This window comes from Thermomicrobium sp. 4228-Ro (assembly GCF_026241205.1).
GTDB lineage: Bacteria > Chloroflexota > Chloroflexia > Thermomicrobiales > Thermomicrobiaceae > Thermomicrobium.
This window is the reverse complement of the sequence record NZ_JAPFQM010000001.1, coordinates 365,970-378,515: the sequence shown is the minus strand read 5'-3', so window position 1 is coordinate 378,515 and position 12,546 is coordinate 365,970. Positions and strand designations below refer to the sequence as shown.

The following is a 12,546-nucleotide window of genomic DNA, read 5'->3' as shown; positions in this document are numbered from 1 at the left end:
TAGCACAGGTGGTGCAGCAGGAAACGAACAGCCCAACCACGTCGCACGCGACGGTCGGAGTCGAGCGTCTGTGGGGACGTATCGTACTCGGTATCGTCTTCGGTATCGTCATCGTCGCGGGGCTGATGGTGCTCAGTGACCTCCGCCGGGTGCTCCCGGCCTTGCGGCACTTCGACTGGTCGCTCTTCCCACTCGTCCTCCTTCTGACTGCGGGAAATTACGCCTGCCGGTTCGTGAAGTGGGAGTTGTACCTGCGGTGGGTCGGTGCGCCGCGCCTTCGGCGCTCGCAGAGTCTCGCCGTGTTCTTGAGTGGCTTCGCGATGTCGATCACACCGGGGAAAGTCGGTGAATGGATCAAGGCGTTCCTCGTCGCACGACTGGGGGGCGGGCCGGTCGCACCGGTGGTGCCGGTCGTCGCGGTCGAACGCTTGACGGACGGTATCGCGATGCTGATCCTCGCGCTCGTCGCTGGCTTCGGTGGGCTCGGTGGTTGGCAGCCGCTCGTGGTGCTCGCTGGGATGGTGCTGGCTGGATTGTGGTTGGTCCAGGAGGAACGCGTCGCGCGCCCGTTCTTGCGACTCGCTGCGCGCGCACCGCTCTTGCGGAGCCGGGCGGAGGCACTGAATGGGCTCTACGATGCAACGCGGGCGATTCTTCGCTGGCGTCGGCTGGTGGCCACGAGCGGCTTGAGCATCTTCTCGTGGTCGCTGGAATGTCTCGGCTTGTTCGTCATCCTGATCGGTGTCGGAGCTGAACCGAGCGTCGAACTCTTGGCAGTGGCGACGTTCGTTCTCTCTGTCTCGTCGATCGCAGGAGCGTTGTCCCTGCTTCCTGGCGGTCTTGGGGCGGCGGAGGCGGGAATCACTGGATTGCTGTTGCTCCTTCGCCCTGGGATGACGCCCGCTGAGGCAGCGACGGCGACCGTGCTGATCCGCTTCGGTACCCTCTGGTTCGGTGTCCTGAGCGGCTGTGCTGCGCTCCTGTGGCTGCAGAGAAAGGTTCTACGGTTCCTTCCACTGCAACCGCGCCAGGGAGCGGTGGTCGCACAGCTTCTCGACTCGAGCGAGCGATGAAGACACAAGAGCGGTCGATCCAAAACCCGGCTCGACCGCAAGCGAGTTCCTTTTCAGGGGTTTTCTGACGCGAACTCAGCTGGCGTCCTCGTCACCGAGGAGTTCCTTGAGTCGGTCCCCGATCCGGTACTGACCGGGAGGTGGTCCGGGGCGCTTGGCCTGTGGCCGCGCTGGCCGGTTCGGGCCCCGAGGTTCCGGTTTGCCTGGCGGTGGTCCCTGGCGGTCGGGACGACTACCGGACGCTCCTGGTCGCTGTGGTGTCCGCGACTGGGCACTCCGTCCATCGGCCGGGGTTGCGGTAGCGGCAGCTTGTTCGGCCGCTTCCTTCTCGAGGAGCGCCTTACGCGAGAGGTTGATTTTCCCGTCGGGGCGAACGCCGATGACCATGACGTTGATTTCCTGGCCGACCTTGAGGACATCCTCGACGGAACGGACACGACCAGGTGCGATTTCGGAAATATGCAGGAAGCCGTCTTTGCCAGGGAGGATTTCGACGAAGGCACCGGACGGGATGATCGTCACGACACGACCGTAGAAGATCTCGCCCACCTCCGGCACGCGAGTGAGGCGTTCGATTTCGCGGACCGCACGGCGTGCGCTGTCCTCGTTGGCTGCGGTGATGAAGACGGTGCCGTCCTCTTCGATCGAAATCTTGCTGCCGGTCTGCTCCTGAATGGCACGGATGACGCGGCCGCCCGGACCGATCACCTCCCCGATCTGTTCCGGCTTGATCTTGATGCGGATGACGCGCGGCGCGTACGGTGACATCTCTGGCCGCGGTGCGTCGATCACCTCGCACATCTTGTCGAGGATGTACAGTCGCCCGCGACGTGCCTGTTCGAGGGCATCGCGCATGATCTGTGGCGTGATGCCCATGACCTTGATATCCATCTGAATGGCCGTGATGCCGTCGCGTGTCCCGGCGACCTTGAAGTCCATGTCGCCCAGCGCATCTTCGATTCCCTGAATGTCGGTCAAGATCGTATAGCGTCCGGTCTCCGGATCGGTCACCAGGCCCATGGCTACGCCTGCGACCGGCTTGCGGATCGGCACACCCGCGTCCATCAGCGCGAGACTCGATCCGCAGACGCTGGCCATCGAAGTCGAGCCATTGGAGCTGAGGACTTCCGAGACGAGGCGCATCGTGTAGGGAAACTCCTCCTCGCTCGGCAGGACAGCGAGGAGCGCTCGTTCAGCCAGCGCGCCGTGACCGATATCTCGGCGGCTCGGCCCGCGCAGGCGACGGATCTCGCCGGTACTGAACGGTGGGAAGTTGTAGTGATGCATGTATCGCTTGGTCTCCTCGATGCCGAGCGTATCGAGGAACTGCTCCTCTTCCTTCGTGCCCAGCGTGCAGACAGTGAGCACCTGCGTCTGCCCGCGCGTGAAGAGCGCCGATCCGTGCGGTCGCGGTAAAACACCGACCTGGATCCAGATTTCTCGGATCTCGTCTGGGCGACGCCCATCGGGACGTTCACCCTGGTCGAGAATAGTGCGACGGACCAGCTCCTTCACGAGCGAATCGAAGAGGTCACCGACTTCTTTCGTAGTCGGGACACCCGCGATGGGAACGGGTGAGGGCTGTGCTTCGGCCGGTACGAAATGAGCGATGACCTCCTCGCGGAGTGCTGCGGTTGCCTCGACGCGGAGCGTCTTGTCAGGGTTGAAAACAGCCTGGCGGAGACGATCACCGAGATACTCGGCGATCTGCTGTTTGAGTGCGAGATTCTCCTGCGGTGGCACGAACTCCCGCTTGGGCTTCCCCGCGACGGCTTGCAGCTCGAGTTGCATCGCGACGATGCGCTTGATCTCTTCGTGGGCGAGGACAACAGCTTCGATGAAACGGTCCTCGCTGATCTCGTCTGCCTGGCCTTCGACCATCAAGATCGCATCGGCTGTGCCGGCGACGACGATGTCCATCGTGCTCTCGAGGAGCTGGTGACTCGTCGGATTCACGACGAGTTCGCCGTTGAGTTCGCCGATGCGTACCGCTCCGACCGGCCCGTACCAGGGGATATCCGAAAGCGTGAGCGCTGCCGACGCACCGATCATCGAAAGGACGTCGGGCTCGTTCTCCTGGTCGGCCGAGAGCACGGTGGAAATGACCTGAACTTCGTTACGATAGCCTTTCGGAAAGAGTGGCCGGATCGGTCGGTCGGTCAGCCGTGCGGCCAGGATGGCTTGCTCGGACGGGCGACCTTCACGACGGAAAAACCCACCAGGGATTTTCCCTGCCGCGTACATTTTCTCTTCGTATTCCACCGTGAGGGGGAAGAAGTCGATACCCTCAACCGGTTGTTTGGCTCCGACGACAGTCGTGAGCACGACGGTTTCACCGTACCGCACGAGGACCGCGCCGTCCGCTTGTTCGGCGACTCGTCCGGTTTCGATCGTCAAGGTTCTGCCTGCGACTTCGATCGAACGCTCATGGATGACTGGTGGCATGTTCTCACACTCCTCCGGCTGTCAGGATTCGCCCATTTCGGATGCGGTGCAACGAATTGGCCCAGGGAGTCGAACCCTGGGCCGGTCTGCGCGGGAACGCTTTCGACCGTTGTGGGTGCGGCGGATCGCGTTGCACCCTACGTGATCAGCCGTATTGTGACCGCCGCCGCGATTATCCGCGGAGGCCAAGTCGCTCGATGAGTGCCTTGTACCGGTCGGCATCGGTCCGCTTCAGGTAGCGCAGCAGTCTGCGTCGTTGGCCGACGAGCTTCATGAGGCCGCGGCGTGAATGGTAGTCGTGCTTGTGTTCACGCAGGTGCTCGGTCAGGATATTGATACGCTCGGTCAAAAGCGCGATCTGCACCTCGGGAGAGCCTGTATCGTTCTCGTGCTGGCGGAATTGCTCGATGATCGCAGCCTTTTGCGCCTTGTACAACGCCATCGCTGTGCGAATCCCCCGATCGCTCTGCGCAATCAGCGCTTCTCCACTCACAACAGTTGCAGTATAGCAGAAACGTTTCCTGTCGGAAGGCATGCGAAGCGCGAGCGGAGCGCTCCGCGGCCACCAGCGGAGCGTTCCGCTCGGCCGCTCCGTCGCTTACGATGGAATTTGCCGCTGCTTGAGCCAGGGCATCATCGCGCGGAGCCGCTCGCCGACCTCCTCGATCGGGTGCTTGAGGTGCTCCTCGCGCAGGCGGTAGAAGTTGGGGCGCCCAGCCTCGTTCTCCTGGATCCACTGCTGTGCGAAGCGCCCGGTCTGAATGTCCTGGAGAATCTGGTGCATCGTCTCGCGCACGTGGTCGTCGATGATCTTCGGGCCGCTCACGTAGTCACCGTACTCGGCCGTATCGCTCACCGAGTACCGCATGAACTTCAAGCCACCCTCGTAGATGAGATCGACGATCAGCTTGAGTTCGTTGAGGACCTCGAAATAGGCGATCTCCGGTTGATAGCCTGCTTCGACCAGCGTCTCGAACCCGGCCTGAATGAGATGGCTGACGCCTCCGCAGAGCACGGCCTGCTCACCGAAGAGATCGGTTTCTGTTTCTTCCTTGAACGTCGTCTCGATGACGCCCGCTTTGGTGCAGCCCAGTCCTTTGGCGTAGGCTAGGGCGATCTGCTTGGCTTGACCACTGGCGTCCTGGTGGACAGCGAGCAGAGCCGGGACGCCGATACCCTGAACATAGAGGTCACGCAGGATGTGTCCCGGACTCTTCGGTGCGACCATCGCGACATCGACGTCAGCCGGGGGAACGATCCGTCCGTAATGGATATTGAAGCCGTGCGCGAACATGAGGAGTTTGCCCGGTTTCAGCTCGGGAGCAACGCTTTCCTCGTAGACCCCCTTCTGCACATGATCGGGCATGAGCATCGAGATGATGTCAGCACGTGCCGCGGCTTCGCGTGGTGTCACGACCTCGAAGCCATCGTTCTGGGCACGCTCCCGGCTGCGGCTGCCCTCGTGCAGACCGACGATGACCTGGACACCGCTGTCGCGCAGGTTCTGCGCATGGGCATGCCCCTGGCTTCCATAGCCGAGAATCGCGACCGTTTTCCCTTCGAGGTACTTGAGATCAGCATCCTTATCGTAGTAAATGGTTGCCATCGGTTCTCTTGCCCTCCATCCGACAAGCGATCATGTCAGCATCGTCGTCATGCTACTACGGGTTGTGCGGCCGGCGCAACGACGCGAGCGCCGCGGGCCATGGCGATCACGCCAGAGCGTGCGATCTCCTTGATACCGTAGGAGCGCACCATCGTGATGAGCGAGTCGACCTTCTCCGGCGATCCGGTGACTTCGATCACGAGCGAATCAGGCGTCGCGTCGACGATGCGTGCCTGGTAGACATCGGTCACCAGGCGGATGATGTCGCTCCGGTTGCGTTCCGTTGCGGTCACCTTGATCAAGGCCAGTTCCCGCTGGATCGGGTTGTCGTCGGTGACGTCGGTGATCTTGATCACTTCGAGAATCTTGTACAGCTGTTTGACGAGCTGCTCGATCTTGCGGTCATCCCCCTGCGCTACCAGCGTGATCCGCGACAGCCCCGGCGTCTCCGAGTGACCGACAGCGATCGAATCGATGTTGAAACCACGCTGCCGGAACAAGCTGACGATCCGGTTCATCACACCCGGCTTATCTTCGACCAGCACCACGAGTGTATGGCTGCGCACCGTCACCATTCCCCCTCGATCTGAGTATCGTCGATCATATCGCGGAAGGAACCACCGGACGGGATCATCGGATAGACGTTCTCTTCCTGGTTGACCACGAACTCGATCAGTGCCGGTCCCCGGAACGACCGTGCCCACTGGATGGCCTCATCGACCTCGCCGGGCCGCGTCACGCGGCGGGCCGGCATGCGGTAGGCCTGGCCGAGCAGCACGTAGTCGGGGCTCGAGATCGGTGTCTCGGAATAGTTCCGGTTGTGGAAGAGCTGCTGCCACTGCCGCACCATTCCGAGATAGCCGTTGTTGATGATGGCCACCTTTACGTTCAACTGCTCATCGACGATGGTTGCGAACTCGTTGAGTGTCATCTGGACGCCACCGTCCCCGACGACCGCCCATACTTCAGCCTCAGGACGACCGATCGCCGCGCCCATCGCCGATGGCACACCGAAGCCCATGGCGCCGAGGCCGCCGGAGCTGATCCACTGCTTGGGTATGTCACAACGATAGAGCTGGGCTGTCCACATCTGGTGCTGGCCGACATCGGTGGTGACGATAGCCTTGCCTTCGGTGAGGGCGTGCAGGCGTGCGATCACGTACTGTGGTTGCAGCACGCCATCCGGTCCGGACGGCTCGGTGCGGATCGGTCGATACCAGCTCCGGATCTGGCTGAGCCAATCCTCGTGTTCCAGTGGCTCGATTTCCTCGAGCAGAAGACGCAGTGCCTCCCGTGCGTCGCCCACCACCGGAACTTCCGTCTTCAGCACCTTGCCGATTTCCGCTGGATCGATGTCGATGTGGATGATCCGAGCGTTCGGCGCGAACTCGCTCGGGCGACCCGTCACTCGGTCATCGAAGCGCATGCCGATCCCGATGATGAGGTCGGCTTCGTGGATCGCGCGGTTGGCGTGTGCGTGACCGTGCATGCCGACCATGCCGAGGCAGAGTGGATGGGAAGCAGGGAAGCCGCCGATACCGAGGAGCGTCAGGCCGACCGGGATCTGCGTACGCTCAGCGAAACGGACCAGTTCCTCGGTCGCCCCACTGATGATGATGCCGTGCCCGGCCAGGATGAGCGGTCGCTCTGCCCGACGGATGAGTTCTGCGGCCCGGCGAATCTGGCGGCGATGCGGCACGATGGTCGGCCGGTACCCTGGGAGATTGAGTTCCTGGCGCGGTGCGAGAAACCCCTTGGTGAGCTGGACGTCCTTGGGAATGTCGACCAACACCGGGCCAGGGCGACCGGTGCGGGCGAGGTAAAACGCTTTCTGGATCGCGGGACCGATCTCGTCGACACTGCGGATGACCAGGTTGTATTTCGTGATCGGCAGCGTGATACCTGTGATGTCCGTTTCTTGAAAGGCATCCATACCGATCACGCTCTGTGGCACCTGACCCGTGATCGCCACGATCGGTATGGAATCCATCATCGCGTTCGCGATGCCGGTTACCAGATTCGTTGCACCTGGTCCTGAGGTCGCCATGCAGACGCCCACTTTGCCGGTCGCCCGTGCGTAGCCGTCGGCGGCGAACGCAGCCGACTGCTCGTGACGCACCAGCACGTGGTGAATCGGGTAATACGGGAGCGCATCGTACACAGGCAGGATCGCGCCACCTGGATACCCGAAGATCACCTCCACTCCCTCACGCACCAGTGCTTGCAGCACCAGGTGGGCACCCAGTTGCGGTTCGCGCTGTGGTTCCTCACTGACGCGAGGGCGCTCGCGTGTCTCGATCGCCATCTCTTTGTCCTCCCTTCGCCATCCCTGATACACCATGAGCCTCCCGCTTGGGGAGGCTCGCGATGCGCATCGTTTTCGTTTCCGGTATCGTGCGCTCGCTCAGCCTCCCGCCGACGGCAGGCCCGTAAGTACGAGAATGCCTACTACCGGGAGTGCGAGCGCACTGCGGCAGTCGGGAGCATGCATGACCGATCCCTGCGCGGTACTGCGCCTTGTGGTTGCTTCAACACTCTTCACAAGTCGACGGCTCACAGGGATCGTCCTCCCGAGGCTCTCTGTCACTCTCTTGCAGCCTACCAGAAGCGTGGAATGCTGTCAAGATCGAGAAGCGGAACGTCCGAGTGCCCGTTGTCGACATACTCGCGCACGAATGGCTCGACAGGCCGTGAGGCTGGAGCAGACAATCAGGCAATTCGTCCTGGCTGGCGGCGGGCAGCTTGGCGGAAGGTGTCCACGTCGCGACGCGCCAGACGCCCGATCTCGCGGACCAGATCGTCGATTCGATCGAGGATCCCGGAGAAGTATTCCTCCGGTGTTCCGGCTTCCGTCCCGAGCGTGGGATCGAGCGGATCCCGCCACACGGCGACGGAGCTGGCGTCGGGGTCGAAACGGAGGAGCGGTGCGAACGCGCTCGCGTGCTCCTTACGCTCCAGCCACCAGAGCCATCCAGCCCGTGGGCGGAGATGCTCGTCGAGCAGATCGAGGACAGCGCTCTCGGCCTGGACGGCGACGAAGCGTGCTCGCAAGTTTCGCCAGTTGACCCGTTCAGCCGGGAGTGGCTGCGGAAGCAGAAGGTTGAAGCCGTGCAGCGCGGCGGTGACCGACTTCATCGCCTGGTCGACGACCGCACAGGCTGCCGCTTCGGCAACTACCTGCCGCTGCGTGCGGAGTGCCTCGCGCAGGATCGCCAGCTGCTCACGAGCACCGCTCAGGCGCAAGAGGACGTGCGATTCGTTGGGTAGGCGCGTTCCGATCGGATCGGCCATCGGTCGCTCCTCAACTCTGAGCCGAGCGCCAGTATGCGAGATCAGATGCTGGGCGTGCAACCTCGGGGAGTCAGCTGTTTCATTCCCGAAACGCAACACAGGCCGCTGATCTGGGTGATTCCGGCAGGCACGAGCGGCCTCGATGCTGCGTGCTGTCCGTTCCGGCTCGTTGTGCTTTCACTCACCTGTGCTCGGATGCGTCATGCAGAGCTTGACCGTGCCTAGAGCGATCGGTACGATGAATGCTGCGGGGTGGGTCGACAGTTCGGAATGTGTCCGTCCTTTCGTGACGGGACGGTGGGGTGTGTTCATGGGGAAGCTGCTTGTCCTGATCGTCAGCGACGATCTGGCTCTGCAGCGTCTACTGACGACGTCGCTGCAGACGAACGGGTATTGTGTCCTCGTCGAGGAATCGGTGCGCGGTGCGCTCGCAGTGCTGGATCGTCATGGTCCCGATCTGGTGCTCTTGGATACCGTTGTGTCGAGCCGTAAAGGGCTCGCGATGCTCCAGGAGCTGCGTTCGTCTTCCGACGTGCCGCTTATCGTGATTTCCCAGGATGCATCACGCCAGGAGCGCATTCGTGCGCTCGAGGCTGGGGCTGACGATGTCGTCACGAAGCCGGTCCATCTCGATGAGTTGTTGGCACGCGTGCGCGCAGTGTTGCGGCGCAGCTGTTCCGCGGAGCGCCGGTGTCTCGTCCTAGAGTACGATGGCGTCACGATCGATCTCGGCAAGCGTCGCGTTTACGTCGACGGTCAAGAAGTGCAACTCAGCCGGACCGAATGGGCGTTACTCGAGCAACTGGCTCGCAGTCCGGGGCGCGTGATGCGTCATGCCGAGCTGTTGACGCACGTGTGGGGGCCGGAATTCGCTCGAGAAACGTACTACCTACGCACGTGGGTGAGCCGGCTCCGCGCCAAGCTGCGAGACGAAGCCGAACCCCACCGGATCATCCTGACGCGCCCTGGGCTCGGGTATCTTCTCGCTGAACCGCTCGTCGCGGCTAACTGAGCAACTCGCTCCTGTGGAGCGAGTTGGTGGTGGCGTCACTCGGCGGCGAAAGCAGTGCGTTGGGAGCCTCATGGCAGCCTACGCGTCGTCAGACTGGGCGTGGCGTCTCACTTGCGTGTTGAGGGAAGTCGCCTCGGAATGAAACTACCCAGTCGGTTCACGCGTACTTGAGCCAGTGCCGGTCGCCAGCCCAGCATAAGCAAGGGTAGGGAGTTCACGGAAGACGTGTGCCATCCATGCCCGGTGAATGAGACTGTGAGGCGGCCAACGCAGCATCGTTTCTGTAATCGCTCGCGTAGAGCTCGATGCCGCGCGAGGAAGCCGCGGCCTCGCGATCGATACGTTCGATCACCCGAGCATGCAAACCCGCGAGGGCGGCCGCTTCGGACGGAGCGGACATCGCGAGAAAAATCGTTCGACCGGCGACGTACAGGAGCCCGACGGCAACCCACTGGTTTGGCGCTGGCTGATCGACAGAATACCGGAGTGTGTATCCGCAGACGCACTCCTCGACCCAGGACTTCGCAGGTACCTCTGGTAACACGAGTGTGGTCGTCATCGCTCGCCTCCCGATCGTGCGAGGCGTGCTTCCCGCACGTCTCTAGCCTAGCCACCAGCGGGGCCGAGGGTATTACGACATCGTGACAGAACATGCCTGCGCGAGATAACTTCGCCTGAGCAGTGTGCACAATAGGCGGTGAGCTGTTGCGAGCCCTTCTCCGGCACCCCATACTTGAGCGCGATATGCGGGAGGAAGGGTGCGTCGACCGTGACTGCACGGACGCGAGTGCGCGAAACGACTCTTCTGGTGGGGGCGGCAACCGATCCCGGTCCGGTGCGAGAACAGAACGAGGATGCCGTTCTCGTCGTCGATCCGGCGAGTCCGGAGGCACAGCAGGATGGCGTGCTTCTCGCGGTGGCCGACGGGATGGGGGGCTATCGCAGCGGAGAAGTGGCTGCCCACATCGCGATCGAGACGCTCCGCGAGGAGTACTATGCTGCGCCGGTCGAGCGCGCCGAGATCGCCACGCGCTTGCAGCAAGCGTTCCGGCGAGCCAACGAGCGGATCCTGCGCGAGTGGCAACCCCATGGTGAAGAACAACTGATGGGCACCACACTCGTTGCGGCGGTGATTCGGGGTGACGCGCTCGTGGTGGCCAATGTGGGGGACTCACGCGCCTATCTGATCCGAGCTCGACGGCCGACGCGGATCACGCGCGACCATTCGCTCGTCGCGGAGCAGGTCGAAGCGGGGCTCATGACACAGGAGGAAGCGCGTGGCAGTTCGTACCGGAACGTGATCACGCGCGCGCTCGGCTATAGACCGAAAGTCGACGTCGATATCTTCGAGATCCGTCTCATGAGTGATGATCGCGTGGTGCTGACGTCGGATGGAGTGCATGACGTCTTGACTGACGAGGAGCTGGCGATGATCGTCCTCAGCGAAGAGCCGGACCGTGCCGCGCGCCTCCTCGTCGAGCGAGCGATCGAGCGAGGCAGTCAAGACAATGCCTCAGCTGTGGTCGCCTGGTTGAAACCACCGCATATCCATGAGGCCGAACAGCAAGCTGAAGAGTCCACCGGCAACCGCTGGATGATCGTTCTCATCGTCCTCGGGCTGGTCGTGTTCATCGCGATCATCGGTGTCATTCTGAGCTTGGGGTATGGTGGATGAACTGGGTGGTTGACGCCCACGTGCATATTTTCCCGCCGGAGATCGTGCGAGACCGGCAGGCATTCTGCGACCGCGACCCCTGGTTCCATCACCTGTATCGAAACGAACGGGCCCGACTCGCGACGGCCGAGGACTTACTCACCTCGATGGAGGAGGCCGGTGTGCACGTCTCGATCGCCGCTGGCTTCCCTTGGGCAGATCCCGGTCTCTGCGCGTATCACAACGATTATCTCGCCGACGCCGCTGCTCGCAGTGGCGGCCGTATCGCCTGGCTAGCCACAGTGGTGCCCCATGATCGACACGCACCGGGGGAAGCATTGCGCTCCTTCCGGCTCGGTGCCTGCGGCATCGGGGAGCTGAATGCCGACGCTCAGGGGTTCAGCTGGGACGAACCGGAAGCGCTGGCTGGACTCGTCGAGGTGTGTCTCGTCGAGCATCGGGCGATCATGGCGCATGTCAGTGAACCGCTCGGGCACGACTATGCGGGGAAGGGGACAGCCTGGCCACAGCGATTCATCCGTTTCGTCGAGCGTTTCCCGGAACTGACGGTCGTGGCCGCTCACTGGGGAGGTGGGCTACCCTTCTACGAGCTCATGCCGGAGGTCGCACGGGTAACTGCGAACGTCGTGTATGACTCGGCTGCGAGCACGTACCTGTACCGTTTCCGGGTATTCCGCCTCGTGGCTGACCTGGTCGGAGCCGATCGCGTCCTCTTCGCCAGCGACTTCCCTGTGCTCAAACAGAAGCGCTTCCTCGAGCGTGTCCGTGTCGAGGGTGGATTGCACGAGGCAGAACTCACCAACATCCTGGCTCACAATGCGGCGCGTGTCTACGGGCTCTCGCTGGGGGGAAAGCGCGCGTGATCCGCGGTCTCCGTGGTCGGCTGGTTGCCAAGCGACCGGGCGAAATCCTGCTGGATGTCAATGGCGTCATCTTTCGTGTGCAGACTCCAGCGACGATGTTCCAGGAAGTTGGTGATCCGGGGGACGAGGTAGAACTCGTCACCCATCTCCAGGTGCGCGAGGAGGAACTCGCACTCTACGGCTTCCGAACGGAGGCCGAACTGGAGCTCTTTCTCTCCCTCCTCTCCGTCAGCGGTGTCGGGCCTCGGGCTGCACTGAGCCTCCTGTCGCTGGCTCCTGTGGAGCACATCGCCGAATGGATCCGCGAGGAACGCGTCGACCAGCTGGCACGCGCTCCGGGTATCGGGAAGAAGACGGCGAGTCGTATCGTGCTCGAGCTACGCGGTCGCTTGCCAGCAACCGCTCCGGGTGCTGCTGGAGCGGAGATCGATGCCGATTTGGTCGCCGCGTTGCAGGCGCTGGGCTATACAGCCCAAGAGGCGCGATCGGTCGCTGTACACCCGGATGTGCAGGCAGCCACGACACTCGAAGAGCGCATCGTGGCCGCGCTCCGCCATCTCGCTCCGGCATGAAAGAACTGG

11 protein-coding genes are annotated in these 12,546 nt (G+C 62.7%); 5 read left to right on the top strand and 6 right to left on the bottom strand.

What is annotated here, in order from left to right; genetic code table 11:
- Positions 1-8: 8 nt before the first annotated feature.
- Positions 9-1,073, top strand: a complete 1,065-nt coding sequence (locus tag OO015_RS01945) for a lysylphosphatidylglycerol synthase transmembrane domain-containing protein (protein ID WP_265939259.1) — start codon at positions 9-11, stop codon at positions 1,071-1,073.
- Between the two features lie 75 nt (positions 1,074-1,148).
- Here OO015_RS01945 and OO015_RS01940 read toward each other — a convergent pair whose 3' ends face one another.
- The 6 genes from OO015_RS01940 to OO015_RS01915 form a co-directional block, all read right to left on the bottom strand.
- Positions 1,149-3,518 carry a polyribonucleotide nucleotidyltransferase gene (locus OO015_RS01940; RefSeq protein ID WP_265939257.1) on the bottom strand — a complete coding sequence of 790 codons (2,370 nt, stop codon included), beginning with the start codon at positions 3,516-3,518 and terminating at the stop codon, positions 1,149-1,151.
- 172 nt (positions 3,519-3,690) lie between these two features.
- On the bottom strand, positions 3,691-3,960 hold the full coding sequence (gene rpsO / locus OO015_RS01935) for a 30S ribosomal protein S15 (protein ID WP_265939255.1): 270 nt from the start codon (positions 3,958-3,960) through the stop codon (positions 3,691-3,693).
- Positions 3,961-4,116: 156 nt separating this feature from the next.
- Positions 4,117-5,124, bottom strand: a complete 1,008-nt coding sequence (ilvC, locus tag OO015_RS01930) for a ketol-acid reductoisomerase (protein ID WP_265939253.1) — start codon at positions 5,122-5,124, stop codon at positions 4,117-4,119.
- Positions 5,125-5,171: 47 nt separating this feature from the next.
- Complete coding sequence (gene ilvN / locus OO015_RS01925) at positions 5,172-5,699, bottom strand: acetolactate synthase small subunit (protein ID WP_265939251.1); 528 nt, start codon at positions 5,697-5,699, stop codon at positions 5,172-5,174.
- Positions 5,693-7,429 carry a biosynthetic-type acetolactate synthase large subunit gene (ilvB, locus tag OO015_RS01920; protein WP_265939249.1) on the bottom strand — a complete coding sequence of 579 codons (1,737 nt, stop codon included), beginning with the start codon at positions 7,427-7,429 and terminating at the stop codon, positions 5,693-5,695. Before ilvB ends, ilvN begins: the two co-directional genes overlap by 7 nt.
- 404 nt (positions 7,430-7,833) lie before the next feature.
- Complete coding sequence (locus OO015_RS01915) at positions 7,834-8,415, bottom strand: hypothetical protein (protein WP_265939247.1); 582 nt, start codon at positions 8,413-8,415, stop codon at positions 7,834-7,836.
- Positions 8,416-8,725: 310 nt separating this feature from the next.
- On the opposite strand from OO015_RS01915, the gene OO015_RS01910 reads away from it, so the two are divergent.
- The 4 genes from OO015_RS01910 to ruvA all read left to right on the top strand — a co-directional run bounded on the left by OO015_RS01910 (position 8,726) and on the right by ruvA (position 12,537).
- A complete protein-coding gene (locus tag OO015_RS01910) occupies positions 8,726-9,427 on the top strand; it encodes a response regulator transcription factor (RefSeq protein ID WP_265939245.1) in 702 nt (233 codons plus the stop codon).
- A 769-nt stretch (positions 9,428-10,196) separates the two neighbouring features.
- Positions 10,197-11,102: a PP2C family protein-serine/threonine phosphatase gene (locus OO015_RS01905; RefSeq protein ID WP_265939243.1), complete on the top strand. Its 906-nt coding sequence runs from the start codon at positions 10,197-10,199 to the stop codon at positions 11,100-11,102.
- Entirely contained in the window at positions 11,099-11,965 is an 867-nt protein-coding gene (locus tag OO015_RS01900) for an amidohydrolase family protein (RefSeq protein ID WP_265939241.1), read from the top strand. The genes OO015_RS01905 and OO015_RS01900 overlap by 4 nt, the downstream gene beginning before the upstream one ends.
- Positions 11,962-12,537 carry a Holliday junction branch migration protein RuvA gene (gene ruvA, locus OO015_RS01895; protein ID WP_265939239.1) on the top strand — a complete coding sequence of 192 codons (576 nt, stop codon included), beginning with the start codon at positions 11,962-11,964 and terminating at the stop codon, positions 12,535-12,537. The genes OO015_RS01900 and ruvA overlap by 4 nt, the downstream gene beginning before the upstream one ends.
- Positions 12,538-12,546: the final 9 nt, after the last annotated feature.